A 17392-nucleotide genomic window follows, 5' to 3' on the forward strand; every position below is an offset into this window, starting at 1 on the left:
GGTGTTGCTATGGATAAAGATAAACTGACAAAGGTAGTCGAAGCTGCTCGTTTATACTATCAATTAGACTTTAGTCAACAGGAAATCGCGAAGAAACTAGCGGTTTCAAGACCGACTGTTTCACGTTTATTAAAGCAGGCGAAAGCAGAAGGTGTTGTTGAAATTAAAATTCATGATCCCTCACAGGACGTACATTTGCTTGCTGCAGAGCTTGCAAATGCATTTGGATTGATAGAAGCGAGAGTCGCGATCGTTCCCCAATTTGAAGATGATCTTGTAAAAAAACATATTGGTAAAGTCGCAGCAGATTATTTGAATACAGCTATTCAAGGTAATGATTTAATTGGTGTTTCATGGGGCACTACTCTAAATGAGATTGGTAAGAATCTTCGTCACAAGTTACTGAAAAACGTGTCAGTCGTACAATTAAATGGTGGCATTAGTTATTCAGAAACAAATACTTATGCTTATGAAGTGATTCAAATGATTGGCCGAGCTTTCCATGCTACGAGCCATTTTTTACCTGTTCCTGCGATTGTAGACCATCTTCTTGTAAAGCAAACGATGGAAGAAGACAGGCACATTCGTCGCGTTCTGGATATGGGACGGAATGCGAATATTGCTCTTTTTAGTGTTGGTATTCCAACAAATGACTCAGTGATTGTTCAGGCTGATTATGTTTCAGAAGAAGAACTAGAAGTGATTCATAAGAAATCTGTTGGCGAAATTTGTTCGCGATTTTTTGACGAGAAGGGTCATGTGATTCATAAAGAATTAAATGAGCGAACAATTGGAATCGATCTAGAAGAACTCTCTATAAAAGAAAAGTCGATCTTGGCAGCTGGTGGGCCCAAGAAAGTTGAAGCCATCTACGGTGCACTGCAAGGTGGCTATGCCAATGTTCTAATAACGGATCATTTTACGGCTCGTGCTTTATTAGAGAAGAAAAAACAAGGGAGGGAACAATAATGAAAATGACCGTTTTAGGTCCTTGGGGTGGTTATCCTAAAGCTGGAGAAGCGAGTGCGGGGTATCTCTTTCAAAGTGAAGGCTATAACTTATTAATTGATTGTGGAAGTGGTGTACTGTCCCAACTTCAATATCACCTTTCCGTCGAAGAACTTGATAGTGTCATCATTAGTCACTATCATCCAGATCATATTTCGGATGTAGGGGTTCTTTATCACGGCCGCTTAATTCAGTCCAAAATAAAAGCTGAATTGCCCGTACTGCCGATCTATGGTCATTCGCATGATGAGGCAGGTTTTGCGAGTTTGGATCATAAACCTTATACCGAAGCAATAGCATACGAAGAACAAGATCAATTAGAACTCGGTCCTTTTTCCGTTACCTTTCAAAAAACAAAGCATCCGGTGACTTGTTATGCGATGCGGATTACAGATGGGAAGCATGTCGCCGTGTTTACTGCAGATTCGAGCTATATCAAAGAGTTTGAAAGCTTTTCTAAAGGAGCTGATTTACTCATTTCAGAATGCAATCTTTATGCAGATATGGATGGTTCAAAAATGGGGCATATGAATAGTACCGATGCAGCACGCATTGCGAGTGTAGCCGATGTATCTACTCTTATGCTGACACACCTTCCTCATTTTGGAGAGCTATCGGAGCTGGAAAAGGATGCAAAACAACATTTTGATGGGAAAGTTGTACTTGCTTCTACGGGGCTCGTATGGGACTCAGAAGAAGAGTTATAGTAAAAAGCCAGAAGAAGGAGTCCTTCTTCTGGCTTTTATTTTTGTAGATAAGGGTTTCAGTGGATGGTATGTCTAACCACCCACTTCCGCTTTTCTTTAAATCCAGCTGCTACTCGCAGAAACTGCGATATTTCACTCTTTCACCAGAACACAAAGGGCGTGTTCTAGTTCAAGAGTTCCAATATCTCCAATATCTCCGTTTCTAAACGCTCGTCTCCGCTTTTTTGATCCAGCTATAGTGGGCAGACACTCGGTCACTTCACCTTTTCATCCGAACACAAAGAGCGTGTTCAAATGAAAAGGCTCCAGTGCCTGCCGTGTCTAACCGCCCACTTCCGCTTTTCTTATTCCCCCAACGTTGCGTCTAGTTTTCCGTTCATGTCCATTAAGAAGCCGATTTCTCGGCCGAGTAGGCGGGCTAGTTCTTTGGATTTTTTTTCGCCTTCGGATTTGATTTGTTCGATGGTTAGGCTTGAGTTTAGGTTTGATGCCCCTACAATGACGGGGATTTCACCTTTTTCGTAATAGACGATTTTCATATTGCTCCTCCTCAAAATGCGTTTGCTTACAATATTCGTACGGAGAAGGCTAGGAAAGGGTAGGGGAGGTGTGGTTTTTCATACTTTGGCAGGGGGACATAAGTATCAGGTTTTGATTCCTTAACAACAATTCATTAGAATAGAGAGAGAGAACATACAGGAGGTACTGGAATGCTTTATATAGATAATGAAAACATTATGGATGCTGGGATTAATCTCGCCATTGAAGAATATATTTTGAAAGAGCTTGATCCCGAGGAAACGTATTTATTATTTTACTCCATGAACCCGACCGTTATCGTGGGGAAAAATCAAAATACGATTGAGCAAATTGACACGAACTATATACGTGAGAATCAAGTAGATGTGATTCGCCGGCTATCAGGTGGTGGAGCGGTTTATAATGATCCTGGTAATTTAAGCTTTAGTATTATTACGAAGGATGACGGCAATAGCTTCCATAACTATAAGAAATTCACTGATCCTGTAGTGAAGGCTCTTAGTAAGCTTGGTGTCAATGCGGAACTCAGCGGACGAAACGATTTGTTAGTGAATGGCAAGAAAATATCAGGGAATGCGCAGTTTTCAACAAAAGGAAGAATGTACAGCCATGGAACGCTCATGTTTAATGTAAACTTAGAAAATGTCGTAAAAGCTTTAAAAGTCAATAAAGAGAAGATTGAATCGAAAGGGATTAAATCGATTCGTAGTCGTGTTACGAATATTAGTGAACATATGGATCAGGAGATGACCCGAGAGCAGTTTAAACAAACGTTACTACAGTATATTTTTGAAGGAGAAGAGCACATTCCTTCTTATGATCTAACCGAAAAAGATTGGGAGGCCATTCATCAAATTGCTGAGGAACGATATAAGAACTGGGATTGGAATTATGGTCGTTCCCCAAAATTTAATGTGCAACACTCGAAACGTTTTCCAATTGGATCAATTGATGTTCGTCTGGAAGTAAAGAAAGGATACATTGAACAGGTGACCATATTTGGAGATTTCTTTGGAGTTGGAGATGTAAAAGAGCTTGAAAACCAACTTACGGGTGTTCGCTATGAACCCGGGTCACTTGAAGAAACACTACAACATGTGGACGTATCTCATTATTTCGGTAAAATAACAAAAAAAGAATTTATTGATCTTCTCTATTAAAAGAAAGGGGCTGGATATCCAGCCCCTTCTTCTATTAAACCTATTCTATCTCTAGCTCAGCTAATCAACTCTTGGTGAAATGATTGACGTAAGTAAATGTGTTTTATTTAGAATTAAATTATGAACTTTCTGCTGTTCCCCTTGCTAGTGAAATTTTCTTCCAATATAATATATTTAGAAAATTAAAAATGAATGACTACTCATTCATATAGGAGGAGAGCGAATGAATCTATCTCAGCAATTAACAGAGACAGCGGCGACCTATCCTGACAAACAGGCTTATATTTACCAGGATGAAGCTGTCTTGTACAAAGAACTTGATCAGAAGGTTTCTGCGTTTGCTGCAAAGTTATTGGGAGAGGGAGTTAAAAAGAACGATCACGTGGCTCTAATACTCGGGAACTCACCTGAGTTTTTAATTGCTTACTACGGTGTATTACGAGCTGGCGCAGTCGTTATTCCAATCAATCCAATTTATACGCCAGATGAAATTGGTTTTCTTCTTCATAATGGAGATGTTAAGGCGATCGTCACGTTGGAACAAGGCCTTCCTCTAGTCGAAAAAATGGCCGATCAGCTACAAAACATTGTTCTTGTTGTATATGCAGGTGAGGGCAAGGAAGAGCGGATTATTTCAAACATAAAAATGAAACCGTTTACAAGTATGGTTGACGATCAGAACGAATTTTTACCAGATGTTAAGATCGACGATGATGATTTGGCCGTGATTCTCTATACTTCTGGCACAACAGGAAAACCAAAAGGTGCGATGCTCACACATAAGAACTTATTTAGTAATGCTTCAGATACAGGCTCTTACCTCCAAATCTCTTCCGGTGACGTTGTCATCACTGCACTTCCAATGTTCCATGTGTTCTGCATGACTGTTTCAATGAATGCCCCACTTACATCAGGAGGAACGCTTTTAATTCTTCCAAAGTTCAGTCCTCAAGAAGTTTTCCGTGTCGCTGAGAAATACAAAGCTACTATTTTTGCAGGAGTACCAACGATGTATAATTTCCTATATCAATATCCTGAAGGTCGGGCTGAATATTTTCAGCATATGCGCCTTTGTATTTCAGGAGGTTCTTCTTTACCTGTGGCCCTTCTTCATCGATTCGAAGAGAAATTTCAAGTTCGTATTTCAGAAGGGTATGGATTGTCAGAAGCATCTCCTGTTACGTGCTTCAATCCGCTAGATCGTCCTCGAAAAGCCGGTTCGATTGGCATGAACATCACGAATGTTGTGAATAAAGTCGTTGATGAACTTGGGCAGGAAGTGCCGGTAGGAGAGGTAGGAGAGCTTGCGGTTAAAGGACCGAATGTCATGAAAGGGTATTATAAAATGCCTGAAGATACCGCAGTGACCCTGAAAGAAGGATGGCTATTTACTGGTGATTTAGCAAGAATGGATGAAGAGGGCTACTTCTATATTGTCGATCGTAAAAAAGATATGGTTATTGTTGGCGGTTATAATGTCTACCCAAGAGAAGTAGAAGAAGTTCTGTATCAGCATCCTGATATCGTTGAAGCTGCAGTTGTAGGGGTACCTGATCCAAACTTTGGAGAAGCGGTTCAAGCATTTATTGTCACAACACAGGAGATGACAGAAGATGATGTGATGAACTATTGTAAAGAGCATCTAGCAAAATACAAATGTCCGACGATTGTAGAGTTCATTCAAGAGTTGCCAAAGAATACAACTGGAAAAATATTAAGAAAAGCTCTTCGTAAACAAGTGAACGCTTAATACAAAAGCCGATCCATTTTGGATCGGCTTTTGTTATGAATAATCAGAAAACAATTGATATTTATATGACAATAAAATATAATGACGTTAAATAAACGTTATATAGGAGGTGCGAATAGTGGAGATTTCTACAAATGAAAGAATGGATCATTTTATGAATCGAATCAATGATGGTGAAAAAATAGAAGCGGATGATTGGATGCCGGATGACTATCGAGAAGCATTAATTCGGTTAATTTCTATGCATGGAATTAGTGAGATAATGGGAGCTTTACCTGAGAAAGAGTGGGTGCCAAAAGCCCCAACTGTCTACCGTAAGCTTGCGATCATGGCAAAAGTTCAGGATGAAATGGGTCATGGACAATTATTACTTCGAGTAGCGGAAGATTTAATGGAACCCCTAGGGAAAAATCGTGATGATATTATGAAGGATCTGTTTTCAGGCAAATTGAAATTCCATAATGTCTTTCATATGAAAGCCCCAACGTGGGGGGACGCTGGTGTCATTGCATGGTTAGTAGATGGTGCGGCCATTATTTCTCAGACGATGATGCTTGGTACTTCTTATGGACCTTATGGCCGGGCTTTGAAACGGATTTGCGCAGAAGAGGTATTTCATGCTCAGCACGGAGAAAGTATTATTATGAGTTTAGCTGAAGGAACGAAAGAGCAACGAGCGCTGTTACAAGACTCCATTAACAGATGGTGGTCCTCGTTATTAATGTTCTTTGGACCGAGAACAAATGCGGAAACTGGACATAGCAACCAGGATAAAAATATGCGCTATAAGCTTCGGACAAAAACGAATGAACAGCTCAGGCAGGAATTTCTAACAAAGTATGTTCCACGCGTGTGGGCACTTGGTCTAACGATCCCTGATCCGACGCTGCGATTCGATGCAGAATCGTCTGAATGGAAGTATCAACAACCTGATTGGGAAGAATTCAAGAAAATTGTAACAGGACATGGACCGAAATCGAAGGAGCGATTAGCGCTTCGGGTGCAATCATATGAAATGAACAGTTGGGTAAGGGAAGCACTTGGAACATGTCGGATATCAAAAGTTACGAGGTGAGACGTGGTGAGTGAAAAGGGTAGTCTTTTTTATGAAGTTTATGAGGTGTTTAGTAAGAAAACAGATACATCTGCGCTTCAACATCAATTTAGTCTGCTTGCACCAAACCAGGAACTCGCATTCATTATGGCGAAAGAGAATTTCTTTCGACGGGAGCAGGTTGCAGATATCTGGGTGGTAAAGCGTGAGCATATAAAGCGAATGAGTCAGGAAGAGAAAGAAGCATTGAACCATTTAGAGAAAAATTATCGCGAGACAAAGGGATATGGGTACTTAAAGAAAAAGTGGAGGCAGTATGAACAAGAACAGCTTACTGAAAAAGATATTATGGGAGGAGGAGAAGGCTAATGGAGTCGTTGGAATACCGGGAGTGCTTAATTGAACTAATTTATCAGTTAGCTGATGATGATTTTCTACTCGCCTACCGTGGATCAGAATGGCTCGGTCTTGCTCCTCATATTGAAGAGGATGTGGCGTTTGCTTCCATCAGTCAGGATTTGATGGGGCATGCTGCACTTTATTATGGGTTACTCGAAGACCTTGGGGAAGGGAAAGTGGATAAATTAACCCATGATCGCTCTCCTGAGCAATTTCGAAATGCCATACTTGTGGAGCTGCCGAATGGAACAGGGACTTATTTAGAAGACCCATCATATGATTGGGCGTTTACCGTTGTTCGAAATTATTTCTATACGCTGTCCAAAAAGATTCGATTAGATTCCATTAAGAAAGCATCTTATGAGCCTCTTCAGCAAATCGTTCAAAAAATTTCCATTGAGATGAGCTACCATATGATGCATTGGGAAGTTTGGTTTAACCAGCTTATCAATAGTACACCTGAAGCAAGAAGAAGAATGGAAGAAGCCGTGAAAACGGTAATAGAAGAGTTAGGTGGTGTTTTTTCATACGGTCGTTTTGGTGATCGTATGGTAAGGCTTTCCCTTATTGAAAGTGAAGAGGTTCTCAAGCAAAGGTGGATAACTTACTTAAATAAAGAAGTAGCAAAGGAACCTTTGACAATGAAACAAGGAAATGGTCGAAATGGGGTTCATACGATCCATTTAGCGAACGCTCTGGATACTTTATCAGAAGTGTATAAATCTGTCCCTACAGCGGAGTGGTGAGGAGGGGAGAGAATGGTACTTAAAGAAAAAGTGATAGAGGTGCTTGGTTCAGTAAAAGATCCTGAGATTCCTGTTGTAAGCGTGGTGGATTTGGGGATGATCCACAAGGTTCATCTTCAGGAAGGTCATGTCTCGATTGAAGTCATGCCAACATTCTCTGGGTGTCCTGCATTAGAAATCATTAAAAGGAATATCGAGCAAGCTGTAGAAAGTATTCCTGAAGTGAAATCTTTAACTGTTACATTTATTCGGTATCCCATATGGACAACTGACCTTGTTTCGGAGAGAGCGAAACAGGAGTTAAAAAAGTTCGGTATAGCCCCACCTGAAGGCCATGTTGATGGTGAATGGCATGTACCTTGTCCATATTGTGGATCAGTCTACACAACAATAGATAACATTTTTGGACCAGCTGCGTGTCGAAGTATTTTGTATTGTAAGAGCTGTAAAAACCCATTTGAAGCGATGAAGCCAGTCTCAATTTAATTAAAAAAAGAAAGGTTGATGAAGGATGGTTAAAGTAATCGCATTGTATAAGCAACCGGAGAATGCACAGAAATTTGATGAGCATTATTTTAATACGCATGCGCCCATTACAGCCAAAATTCCTGGACTGAAGAAAATGGATGTAACAAAGATTGTTGGATCACCGATGGGGAAAAGCGAGTATTACTTGATGTGTGAAATGTATTATGAAGACCATGAATCGATGAAGGCGGGAATGAAGTCTCAAGAAGGTAAGGCTTCTGGTAAAGATCTCATGAGTTTTGCTGGAGATCTCGTGACATTAATGATTGGTGAAGAGGTTGGGGAAACAGCAGATACAAAGTAAAAAGAGGCGGTGGAACGAATGTTTGAAACGATTGAATATGAAGTGAAGGACAGCATAAGCTGGATTCGGTTAAATCGACCAAATAAGTTGAATGCGTTTACATTCGAGATGAATAAGGAAATAACAGAAGCGATTAAGCATGCGAATAACGATAGTGATGCTCGCTGTGTTGTCATCACAGGTAATGGAAGAGCTTTTTGCTCAGGTCAGGATTTAGATGGAGTGGATGAAGGAGTAGATCACGGTGAAATGCTTCGGTCTACATATAATCCGATGGTAAAAGAAATTACCTCATCTACAAAACCAGTCATTGCTGCAGTGAATGGGGTAGCGGCTGGCGCAGGCATGAGTCTCGCTCTTGCATGTGATTTTCGAGTAGCTCATGAGAATGCAAGCTTTATAGAGGCATTTGTTCATGTTGGTCTTGTGCCTGACTCTGGAAGCACCTATTTTCTACCTCGTCTGATTGGTCATGCAAAAGCATTGGAACTGGCCATACTTGGCGACAAAGTAAGTGCTACTGATGCGAAGGAGCTCGGTCTCGTCACCCAAATCTACTCTAAAGAGCAGTGGGAGAAGGGCGTGAATCAGTTTGCCAATCGTCTTGCTAGTCTTCCGCCAAAAGCAGTGAGTCTCATAAAGCAGAGTCTCCTTCGTAGTTGGGACCGTACTCTTGATGAAGTGCTTGAAATGGAAGCTGTTGCTCAAGCAGAAGCTGGTCAAACAAAAGACCATCAAGAAGGTCTACGAGCCTTTACTGAGAAACGCAAACCCGTGTTTCAAGGAAAATGAGTAGAGATAAAAGCAGGAAATAAGGGGTAAATCTTGAATAGTGGTATAGAGCGAAAGTAGCCGAGGTGGTTGATTACCATATCAACTCCACGGCTCTTTCCTATGGTTACTATCATTGAGGAGGTCATCAAATGTCAGTTGTTACATATGAAGTGAAAAACCATGTTGGATACGTAACGTTAAATCGTCCAGATGTTTTAAATTGTTTTAATTATGAAACCCTTTCTGTTCTACAGGGGATTATTGACGATATTTATTCGGATCGAAATGTTCGTGCAGTGATTTTTTTGGGTGCTGGTGAAAGGGCTTTCAGTGCAGGCGCTGATTTGAAAGAGAGAAGGACGCTCACCGAAAGTGAAGTGGGGCGCAATGTGAAAAAAATCCGAGAAGTGTTCTCCTCCGTTGAATCGCTTCCTCAGCCAACCATCGCAGCTCTGAATGGATTTGCTTTTGGAGGGGGCTTTGAGCTTGCTCTAGCATGCGATTTTCGCTATGCCGTCAAAGAGACAAAAATGGGATTAACCGAAACAAGTCTTGGTATTATACCTGGAGCGGGTGGTACTCAACGACTACCTCGATTAATAGGAACAGCGAAAGCAATGGAACTGGTGCTAACTGCAAGAAAATTGACGTCAGAGGAAGCTTACGAATATGGCATCTTAAATGGGGTAGTGGCGCGTGAAGACTTACTGAGTAATTGTGAAAAATTAGCACAAGAGATCTGTCAAAATGCTCCGATTGCGGTGCAACAGGCAAAATTCGCTGTTAGAGAAGGGATGAATGTGGACCGTCACACGGGAATGGCAATCGAATCGAAAGCTTATGAAGTAACAATCCCAACGAATGACCGTCTAGAGGCATTAGATGCCTTTGCAGAGAAAAGAAAGCCAATATTCAAAGGTGAGTAAATGTTGCGCTAGTGGATAGGCTCTGGTAGTATAACATCATATTTAAACCGCGTTATAATAACGGAATGCTTTTAAGGCAAGCGGAGGTATGATGATGAGCGAGAGTTTGAACACAAGATCAATGATTTTTACATTGTACGGTGAGTATATTAGACACTATGGAAATGAAATTTGGATTGGTAGTTTAATTCGTCTCCTAAAAGAGTTTGGACACAATGATCAATCTGTACGAGCAGCAATATCAAGGATGAGTAAGCAGGGCTGGGTGGAATCAAGAAAAGAAGGGAATAAAAGCTTTTACTATTTAACAGAGCGTGGAAGTAGGCGAATGGATGAGGCAGCCCAAAGGATATTCAAGCTTCGTCCGACAGAATGGGATGGGAGATGGCGTATGTTTCTTTATACCATCCCTGAAGAAAAGCGCCATATTCGAGATGAACTTCGAAAAGAGCTCGTTTGGAGTGGATTCGGTAGTTCATCCGCCAGCTTGTGGCTTTCTCCTAATCATCTAGAAGAACAGGTGAAATGGTTAATTGATAAGTATGAAATCAATGATTATGTTCATTTTTTCATTGCTGATTATAAAGGTCCACATGAAAATCATGCCCTCGTAAACGAATGCTGGGATTTGATTGAGATAAGCACTCGGTACCGTGAGTTTATTAAAAGATATAGTGAACGTTATATCGTCGATCGCAGTAAAATTGAAAAAGGGAATATGAGTGATGGTGAGTGTTTTGTAGAACGCGCTAAGCTTGTTCATGAGTACCGAAAGTTTCTTTTTATTGATCCAGGACTTCCATCGCAACTATTACCTGATGAATGGCCAGGAGATCATGCAGCCATGTTATTTAGCGATTACTATAAAACCCTTGCCAAACCAGCTTCTCGTTTCTTTGAAGAAGTGTTTCGTGAAGGGAATGAACTAACAAATAAGGATCAAGGCTATGATGCGTTAAATCATCCTTTACTATCTGAACGGCGATTGAATTAGAAAGAAGGAACGGGGCATCCGTTCCTTCTTTTTCTATATCATCGTATTTCAATTGACTGTTCTTTAAATTCTTTTCCTTTTGTTTTGTACGTTTCAATCGTTAAGGTAATCAGTTCTTTATCTTTCTCTGTTAGTTCCCTTATCACCTTACCTGGTGACCCAAGCACCATGGAGTTAGGTGGGATCTTTTTACCTGAAGGGATAAGCGTATTTGCTCCTATAAGTGAACCCTCACCTATTTCCGCACCGTCAAGCACGATCGCTCCCATGCCAATTAATGCTCCTTTACGGATTGTACAACCGTGAAGGATCGCGTTATGTCCCACCGATACTTCATCTTCTAACACAAGTGGGAATCCTTCAAATAAATGGCACGTGCAATTATCCTGGATATTGCATCCTTTTCCGATTGAAATGGGAGCTTCATCCCCTCTTAGAACGGCATTAAACCAAACGGTCGATTCTTCTCCAATTGTAACGTCCCCAATAATTTTGGCGCCTGAAGCTACGTACACATTCTGCGCAAGATTAGGTGTTAAACCATTATACGAAAATAGCATATAAAAGCAGTCTCCTTTCTGAAATAACAGGCTAGTAACGGACAAGAACAAATAGTCTTTCATAAGAAGCAGGAATTTTTCATTTCACTTTGAATGTTATACATAAGTATAACACATTTTAGTTGAACCGTATTAATATCGTCATGAATAAAGAAGGGGGATATGAAATGAGACGTATTTGTGAGTTGCTTTCCATTCAATACCCATTTATACAAGGAGGAATGGGGAATATCTCTAGTCCAGTTCTCGCATCGGCTGTGTCTGAAGCAGGCGGACTTGGAACAATCGGGACGGGTACTCTTAGAGTAGACGAAGTAGAGTTATTGCTTCTTGATATGAAAAAGCGAACGAAGAAAGCTTTTGCGCTTAATATACCGATTACGGTCACAGCTAACTTAAAAGGGATGTGTGAACTTGCTGTGAAGCATTCCGTTCCTGTTGTCTCCCTTTCAGCCGGCAATCCTGCGCCCTATATTTCTTATTTTAAACAACATCATATTAAGGTGATTTGTGTTACTGCTAGCGTGAAACATGCGAAAAAAGCAGAATTAGCCGGCGCAGATCTTATCGTAGGGGAAGGCTTTGAAGCGGCTGGGATAAATTCGCCATTTGAACTGACAACGATGACGCTCATTCCTCAACTTGTTGCTAATGTGCAAATTCCTGTTGTTGCTGCTGGAGGGGTAGGTGATTCAAAAGGGTTTGCCGCAGCTTTAGCTCTGGGTGCGGAGGGAGTACAGATGGGAACACGATTAATCGCAACGAAAGAATCTCCTTATCATGAGCGTTATGTTAATAAACTATTAGAAGCAAATGATACAGAAACGGTTATCGTTGGACGTAGTGTAGGAAAGGTGCGGAGGGTTCTAAAAACCGCGTATGCTGATCAGTTAATTCAGGCGGAAGGAGCAGGGATTCATCCAGATGATTTTGAAGCCATGACAGATGAGGAAAAACATCGAATAGGTGCAGTAGAAGGACGGTTAGAAGAGGGGTTTATTAATGGCGGACAAATCAGTGGGCTAGTCAAATCTATTCCGACTGTTCAAGAGCTATTTATCGAAATGATTGAGGGCGCTGAACAAATTTATGAGAATCAAATGAAGGGATTTAATGACCTCTACTTAAGACAGTAGAACGCTATAAAGATATTATTTTAGAAAATATAAAATAGTAGTAATTGTTTGAATATTCGTTGACAAGCTTGTTTTGCCAGTGTACCATAACGATACAATATCCCGGACAGCGATCGGGTTAAAAAAAGACGACGATAAGTTGAAAAACTTATTTGGGGGAGGACAGGCATTTGAAATCCTGGAAAAAGTGGATTGGAATTTCAGTTGTAAGCGTGATGGCACTTGCAGGGTGTGGATCGAATAATTCCTCATCAAACGTAGAGGATGACGGGGGTGCAAGTAAAGATACTTATACGATTGGCGTTACGCAAATTGTGGAGCACCCTTCACTCGATGCTGCATTTGAAGGTTTTAAAATGGCACTTGAAGAAAACGGGTTTAAAGAAGGCGATAACATTACTTACGATGTGCAAAATGCTCAAAATGATATGAACAATAGTAATACAATTGCACAAAATTTAGTAGGTGATGAAGTCGATTTAATTTTTGCCAATTCAACTCCAAGTGCACAATCTGCTTTAAATGCTACTTCCGATATTCCGATTGTTTTCACTTCGGTAACGGATCCAGTTGGAGCAAAGCTTGTCGAAGATTTTGATAAGCCAGGGGAGAATATCACTGGTACAACAGATACACACCCTGAAGCGATTCCAAAAACAATCGAATTTATCGCAAATGAATTTGATGCTAAAAATGTTGGGCTAATCTATAATGCTGGGGAACAAAACTCTGTAGCCCAGGTCGATATCGTTAAAGAAGCAATGGAAGGTACGGATATGAAAGCTGTTGAAAAAAGTGTCTCTACATCAGCGGAAGTAAAACAAGCTGCTGAAGCGCTTGTTGGTAAGGTAGATGTGATTTACATCGTGACAGATAACACGGTTGTATCAGCGCTTGAATCGGTCATTAGCGTAGCAAATGATAAGGACATCCCGATGTTTGCTGGGGAATTTGATTCCGTTAACCGAGGTGCCTTTGCGGCTTACGGTTTTGATTATCAAGATATTGGTTATGAAGCAGGACAGATGGCTGCAAAAATCCTTAAGGGTGAAGAAACGACGTCAGATCTTCCAGTTCAATACCCTCAGAACTTAAAACTTAAAATGAATCAAAAAGCTGCGGAAGAAATGGGCATCGAAGTCAAGTCAGAATGGGAAGAGATGGGGGAATATACGGAGTAACGGATTGGGTTCGAAAAAGACGGGGTTTTCTTTTTCGAACCTTTTTTTCCGAATTACATTTGGTGAAGTGAACGAATACATGATGAAATAGAAAAGAATTGGAGGGGATTGGTATGGGTTCAGCAATGTTTGGAGCAGTAGAATCAGGGATTATTTATGCCATTATGGCACTTGGCGTATATTTATCGTTTCGTATTCTTGATTTTCCTGATTTAACGGTTGATGGAAGCTTTGTTACAGGTGCAGCGATTGCTGCCATCTTAATCGTAAATGGAACGAATCCCTTTTTTGCGACACTTTTAGCGATTGGAGTAGGTTTCTTAGCTGGGTGTGTGACCGGTTTATTACATACAAAAGGGAAAATCAACCCTCTTCTTGCGGGGATTCTCATGATGATCGCACTTTACTCCATTAACTTAAGAATAATGGGGAGATCTAATGTTCCACTGTTAAATGAAGAATCTGTTTTTACGAAGTTAGAAACGCTATTTGAGACAACAGGAATTGATGCTTTGTTCAACAATGTCGCCTCATCAATTGGTCTCAGCAACCTCACCTCAACCTGGTCTATTTTAATCAGCATGTTGCTTGTTACAGCCCTTATTAAAATTCTAACAGACCTCTTTTTACGAACTCAAATTGGTCTTGCGCTTCGTGCGACAGGTGACAACAAACGAATGATCCGTAGCTTTTCGGCAAACACCGATCAATTTACTATTCTTGGACTTGGACTCTCGAATGCCCTAGTAGCACTAGCTGGTGCTTTAATTGCGCAGTATAGTTCTTTTGCAGACGTTGGTATGGGAATTGGTATGATCATTATCGGGCTTGCTTCAGTCATCATTGGAGAAGCTATTTTTGGAACGAGAACGATAGCGGTGACCACGTTCGCTGTCGTAGGAGGGGCAATCGTCTATCGAATCGTTGTTAGTTTAGCTCTTCGAGTCGACTTCTTGGAGACTGGTGACATGAAATTGATTACAGCTGTAATTGTCATTGCTGCCCTCGTTCTTCCACAATTAATAGATGGTCAGAAAGAACGGAATCGTAAGAAGCGAAAACGTCTTCAGCAAGAGTTGAAGTTAAGAGAAATGAAGGATGGAGGCGAAGAGTATGCTTCGACTAAATCAAATTCACAAAGTATTTAACGAAGGAACGCTTGATGAAAAAGTAGCACTAGAAGACATTAATTTAACGCTTGAACCAGGTGATTTTGTAACCGTTATTGGTAGTAACGGGGCAGGGAAATCAACTTTAATGAATATGATCTCTGGGGTATTAACACCTGACGTTGGCGATGTATTTATCGATGGAAAACAAATTACAAGCTTACCAGAATACAAAAGGTCTAAGCTAATCGGCCGTGTTTTTCAGGATCCTATGGCAGGAACGGCTCCTTCAATGACCATACAGGAAAACCTAGCGCTTGCTTACAATCGAAATCGAAGAAGAACGTTAATGAAAGGCGTAACGAAAAAGTTAAAAACAACTTTTCAGGAAGCACTCGAAACGCTACACTTGGGTCTTGAGGATCGCCTCTCTGCGAAGGTTGGGATGTTATCAGGAGGAGAGAGACAAGCTCTGTCCCTGTTAATGGCCACTTTCACAGAACCGAAAATGCTGTTATTAGATGAACATACTGCAGCTCTCGACCCTGCTAGAGCTGCTTTAATTACAAGATTAACAGGCGAAATTGTAGAGCGAACGCATTTAACGACGCTAATGGTTACTCATAATATGCAACAGGCGCTTGATCTTGGAAATCGACTAATCATGATGGATAGCGGTAAAGTTATATTAGAAGTTGAGGGAGAAGATAAACAGAATTTAACCATTGAGGCGTTGTTACATGAATTCCAGCGTATCAAAGGTGCGAAGATGAATAATGATCGAGCTTTATTAGGGTAGTAAATGAAACCAATCGGTCTTCCGGTTGGTTTTTCTTAAACGAAAAATGGTAGAGGGTATCGTATTTGGTTTGTTTTGCTCCTAATTTTTTGACAATTTATTGACGGTTATTATACGCAATGTTATTATATCGTTAAATAAACGTCATATACTGAAGCGTGAGGTGTAGCGGGTGAAACAGGGGATTTCGGTTGGACAGAGTGCTGTGGTTCATGTGGAGGTTACCCCAGACATGTACGCTCAGTTTGAAGGCAAGGTCATTCACCAGGCTTATTCGACTGTATCAATGGTTTATCATATGGAATGGGCCGCTAGACAGCTTATCCTTCCTTATCTAGAAGACGATGAAGAGGGAATCGGTGGAGGAGTTGAAGTGAAGCATATGGGGCCAGCTTGCAATGGTCAATCCATTGAAATACATGCCGTTATTCTATCACTTACGCATAAATCAGTGATTAGCAGCGTTGATGTTAAAAGGGGAAAAGAGCTTATTGGGACAGGAAAAGTCATTCAGTTTATTCTTCCTAAAAACGTGATCGCAAAGAAATTAGAAAACGCTAAAATGTAAGCGATTTCATAGAGGGGTGAAAATCGTGTTTGATCGGATAGAAGAGCATGAACAGGTACTTTTTTGTAATGATGCTGATACAGGTCTTAAAGCCATTATCGCAATACATAACACAACGCTTGGACCTGCGCTTGGCGGTTGTAGAATGCGACCGTATGAAACGGTAGATGAAGCCATTGAAGATGTGTTAAGACTTTCGAAAGGCATGACGTATAAATGTGCTGCGGCAGATGTGGATTTTGGTGGAGGTAAGGCCGTTATTATCGGAGATCCTTTGAAAGATCGAACTCCTGAGCTTTTTCGTGCCTTTGGTCAGTTTGTAGAGTCCTTGAATGGGCGATTTTATACAGGAACCGATATGGGAACGACTCCTGATAATTTTGTTCATTCATTAAGAGAAAGTAGCTGTATCGTAGGTGTACCGGAAGAATACGGTGGAAGTGGAGACTCGTCCATTCCAACAGCAAACGGTGTTCTTTACGGTATACAGGCTACGAATAAAACGGTTTTCGGTTCAGAAGAGTTAGGTGGGAAAACGTATGCGATTCAAGGTCTTGGGAAGGTTGGTTACAAAGTCGCAGAAATGCTACTAGAAAAAGGAGCAGATTTAATTGTTTCAGATATTAATCAAACTGCCATTGATCGCTTAATACAACGAGCAATTGAGTTGAAGCAAGGGGTAAAGGTTGTTTCTGGTGATGCCATTTACGAAGCGGAGGCGGATGTTTTTGTCCCCTGTGCACTTGGAGGGATTATTAACGATCAGACCATCGATAAGCTTAGAGTACAAGCGGTTGTCGGGTCTGCGAACAACCAGCTCCTAACGAATGAGCATGGCGATTTGCTTAATCAACGGGGGATCCTCTATGCGCCAGATTATATTGTGAATAGTGGTGGCTTAATTCAGGTCTCGGATGAATTGTATTCGCCTAATCCGAAGCGAGTGTTACAAAAAACGAAGGCGATTTACGATACGTTACTGTCAATATTTGAGCAGGCTGAAGCTCATTCATTTTCAACGATTAAAGCGGCTAACCTATTTTGTGAACAACGTATTGAAAGTCGAAAACGCCGCAATAGCTTCTTCGCTCATAAAAAGCCTGGTAAATGGTCCGTTCGTTCTTAAAACGTTATGAAAGGAGGAGTTCA

The 17392-nt window shown here is 40.9% G+C and carries 20 protein-coding genes; 18 read left to right on the forward strand and 2 right to left on the reverse strand.

Going from position 1 to position 17392, the window contains the following annotated elements; translation table 11 throughout:
* Positions 1–9 precede the first annotated feature (9 nt).
* Together LC090_RS18500 and LC090_RS18505 are read left to right on the forward strand one after the other, a co-directional pair.
* Positions 10–969, forward strand: coding sequence for a sugar-binding transcriptional regulator (locus tag LC090_RS18500; RefSeq protein ID WP_226659494.1), 960 nt, complete (start codon positions 10–12; stop codon positions 967–969).
* A complete protein-coding gene (locus tag LC090_RS18505) occupies positions 969–1715 on the forward strand; it encodes an MBL fold metallo-hydrolase (RefSeq protein WP_226659495.1) in 747 nt (248 codons plus the stop codon). Before LC090_RS18500 ends, LC090_RS18505 begins: the two co-directional genes overlap by 1 nt.
* A gap of 344 nt (positions 1716–2059) precedes the next feature.
* Here LC090_RS18505 and LC090_RS18510 read toward each other — a convergent pair whose 3' ends face one another.
* Positions 2060–2254: a hypothetical protein gene (locus LC090_RS18510; protein WP_224598544.1), complete on the reverse strand. Its 195-nt coding sequence runs from the start codon at positions 2252–2254 to the stop codon at positions 2060–2062.
* A gap of 171 nt (positions 2255–2425) precedes the next feature.
* On the opposite strand from LC090_RS18510, the gene LC090_RS18515 reads away from it, so the two are divergent.
* The 10 genes from LC090_RS18515 to paaX all read left to right on the forward strand — a co-directional run bounded on the left by LC090_RS18515 (position 2426) and on the right by paaX (position 10890).
* Positions 2426–3415, forward strand: coding sequence for a lipoate--protein ligase (locus LC090_RS18515; RefSeq protein ID WP_226659496.1), 990 nt, complete (start codon positions 2426–2428; stop codon positions 3413–3415).
* 223 nt (positions 3416–3638) lie between these two features.
* On the forward strand, positions 3639–5165 hold the full coding sequence (locus LC090_RS18520) for a fatty acid--CoA ligase family protein (RefSeq protein WP_226659497.1): 1527 nt from the start codon (positions 3639–3641) through the stop codon (positions 5163–5165).
* Between the two features lie 142 nt (positions 5166–5307).
* Positions 5308–6240, forward strand: coding sequence for a 1,2-phenylacetyl-CoA epoxidase subunit PaaA (gene paaA / locus LC090_RS18525; protein WP_226659681.1), 933 nt, complete (start codon positions 5308–5310; stop codon positions 6238–6240).
* 6 nt (positions 6241–6246) lie between these two features.
* Complete coding sequence (gene paaB, locus LC090_RS18530; RefSeq protein ID WP_226659498.1) at positions 6247–6588, forward strand: 1,2-phenylacetyl-CoA epoxidase subunit PaaB; 342 nt, start codon at positions 6247–6249, stop codon at positions 6586–6588.
* Positions 6588–7364, forward strand: a complete 777-nt coding sequence (gene paaC / locus LC090_RS18535; RefSeq protein WP_226659499.1) for a 1,2-phenylacetyl-CoA epoxidase subunit PaaC — start codon at positions 6588–6590, stop codon at positions 7362–7364. Before paaB ends, paaC begins: the two co-directional genes overlap by 1 nt.
* 12 nt (positions 7365–7376) lie before the next feature.
* A complete protein-coding gene (gene paaD / locus LC090_RS18540) occupies positions 7377–7850 on the forward strand; it encodes a 1,2-phenylacetyl-CoA epoxidase subunit PaaD (RefSeq protein WP_226659500.1) in 474 nt (157 codons plus the stop codon).
* Positions 7851–7875: 25 nt separating this feature from the next.
* Positions 7876–8196, forward strand: a complete 321-nt coding sequence (locus LC090_RS18545) for an EthD family reductase (RefSeq protein ID WP_226659501.1) — start codon at positions 7876–7878, stop codon at positions 8194–8196.
* 18 nt (positions 8197–8214) lie between these two features.
* Positions 8215–8988, forward strand: coding sequence for an enoyl-CoA hydratase-related protein (locus tag LC090_RS18550; protein WP_226659502.1), 774 nt, complete (start codon positions 8215–8217; stop codon positions 8986–8988).
* Between the two features lie 131 nt (positions 8989–9119).
* Entirely contained in the window at positions 9120–9896 is a 777-nt protein-coding gene (locus LC090_RS18555; RefSeq protein WP_226659503.1) for an enoyl-CoA hydratase-related protein, read from the forward strand.
* 94 nt (positions 9897–9990) lie between these two features.
* The gene (gene paaX, locus LC090_RS18560) at positions 9991–10890 is read left to right on the forward strand and encodes a phenylacetic acid degradation operon negative regulatory protein PaaX (RefSeq protein ID WP_226659504.1); all 900 of its coding nucleotides are present in this window, start codon (positions 9991–9993) and stop codon (positions 10888–10890) included.
* A 38-nt stretch (positions 10891–10928) separates the two neighbouring features.
* Here paaX and LC090_RS18565 read toward each other — a convergent pair whose 3' ends face one another.
* The gene (locus LC090_RS18565) at positions 10929–11450 is read right to left on the reverse strand and encodes a gamma carbonic anhydrase family protein (protein WP_226659505.1); all 522 of its coding nucleotides are present in this window, start codon (positions 11448–11450) and stop codon (positions 10929–10931) included.
* A gap of 167 nt (positions 11451–11617) precedes the next feature.
* Between LC090_RS18565 and LC090_RS18570 the strand changes: the two genes are divergently transcribed.
* From LC090_RS18570 to LC090_RS18595, 6 genes are all read left to right on the forward strand, one after another.
* Positions 11618–12586, forward strand: coding sequence for an NAD(P)H-dependent flavin oxidoreductase (locus LC090_RS18570; RefSeq protein ID WP_226659506.1), 969 nt, complete (start codon positions 11618–11620; stop codon positions 12584–12586).
* 170 nt (positions 12587–12756) lie between these two features.
* Positions 12757–13767 carry an ABC transporter substrate-binding protein gene (locus LC090_RS18575; RefSeq protein WP_425590671.1) on the forward strand — a complete coding sequence of 337 codons (1011 nt, stop codon included), beginning with the start codon at positions 12757–12759 and terminating at the stop codon, positions 13765–13767.
* A 113-nt stretch (positions 13768–13880) separates the two neighbouring features.
* Positions 13881–14915, forward strand: a complete 1035-nt coding sequence (locus LC090_RS18580) for an ABC transporter permease (protein WP_226659507.1) — start codon at positions 13881–13883, stop codon at positions 14913–14915.
* Positions 14881–15675 (forward strand): ABC transporter ATP-binding protein, encoded by a 795-nt coding sequence (locus tag LC090_RS18585; RefSeq protein WP_226659508.1) that lies wholly within the window; start codon positions 14881–14883, stop codon positions 15673–15675. The genes LC090_RS18580 and LC090_RS18585 overlap by 35 nt, the downstream gene beginning before the upstream one ends.
* Before the next feature lie 172 nt (positions 15676–15847).
* The gene (locus LC090_RS18590) at positions 15848–16243 is read left to right on the forward strand and encodes a thioesterase family protein (RefSeq protein ID WP_226659509.1); all 396 of its coding nucleotides are present in this window, start codon (positions 15848–15850) and stop codon (positions 16241–16243) included.
* 25 nt (positions 16244–16268) lie between these two features.
* Positions 16269–17369 carry a Glu/Leu/Phe/Val dehydrogenase dimerization domain-containing protein gene (locus LC090_RS18595; RefSeq protein ID WP_425590672.1) on the forward strand — a complete coding sequence of 367 codons (1101 nt, stop codon included), beginning with the start codon at positions 16269–16271 and terminating at the stop codon, positions 17367–17369.
* The last annotated feature ends 23 nt before the right edge of the window (positions 17370–17392 follow it).

The organism is Guptibacillus hwajinpoensis (assembly GCF_020524165.1).
GTDB lineage: Bacteria > Bacillota > Bacilli > Bacillales > Guptibacillaceae > Guptibacillus > Guptibacillus hwajinpoensis_D.

Excerpts from the sequence above, each read along its gene's own strand:
- LC090_RS18500 (WP_226659494.1), top strand. The coding sequence starts at position 10 with ATGGATAAAGATAAACTGACAAAGGTAGTCGAAGCTGCTCGTTTATAC.
- LC090_RS18505 (WP_226659495.1), top strand. The coding sequence starts at position 969 with ATGAAAATGACCGTTTTAGGTCCTTGGGGTGGTTATCCTAAAGCTGGA.
- LC090_RS18510 (WP_224598544.1), bottom strand. The coding sequence starts at position 2,254 with ATGAAAATCGTCTATTACGAAAAAGGTGAAATCCCCGTCATTGTAGGG.
- LC090_RS18515 (WP_226659496.1), top strand. The coding sequence starts at position 2,426 with ATGCTTTATATAGATAATGAAAACATTATGGATGCTGGGATTAATCTC.
- LC090_RS18520 (WP_226659497.1), top strand. The coding sequence starts at position 3,639 with ATGAATCTATCTCAGCAATTAACAGAGACAGCGGCGACCTATCCTGAC.
- paaA (WP_226659681.1), top strand. The coding sequence starts at position 5,308 with ATGGATCATTTTATGAATCGAATCAATGATGGTGAAAAAATAGAAGCG.
- paaC (WP_226659499.1), top strand. The coding sequence starts at position 6,588 with ATGGAGTCGTTGGAATACCGGGAGTGCTTAATTGAACTAATTTATCAG.
- paaD (WP_226659500.1), top strand. The coding sequence starts at position 7,377 with ATGGTACTTAAAGAAAAAGTGATAGAGGTGCTTGGTTCAGTAAAAGAT.
- LC090_RS18545 (WP_226659501.1), top strand. The coding sequence starts at position 7,876 with ATGGTTAAAGTAATCGCATTGTATAAGCAACCGGAGAATGCACAGAAA.
- LC090_RS18550 (WP_226659502.1), top strand. The coding sequence starts at position 8,215 with ATGTTTGAAACGATTGAATATGAAGTGAAGGACAGCATAAGCTGGATT.
- LC090_RS18555 (WP_226659503.1), top strand. The coding sequence starts at position 9,120 with ATGTCAGTTGTTACATATGAAGTGAAAAACCATGTTGGATACGTAACG.
- paaX (WP_226659504.1), top strand. The coding sequence starts at position 9,991 with ATGAGCGAGAGTTTGAACACAAGATCAATGATTTTTACATTGTACGGT.
- LC090_RS18565 (WP_226659505.1), bottom strand. The coding sequence starts at position 11,450 with ATGCTATTTTCGTATAATGGTTTAACACCTAATCTTGCGCAGAATGTG.
- LC090_RS18570 (WP_226659506.1), top strand. The coding sequence starts at position 11,618 with ATGAGACGTATTTGTGAGTTGCTTTCCATTCAATACCCATTTATACAA.
- LC090_RS18580 (WP_226659507.1), top strand. The coding sequence starts at position 13,881 with ATGGGTTCAGCAATGTTTGGAGCAGTAGAATCAGGGATTATTTATGCC.
- LC090_RS18585 (WP_226659508.1), top strand. The coding sequence starts at position 14,881 with ATGCTTCGACTAAATCAAATTCACAAAGTATTTAACGAAGGAACGCTT.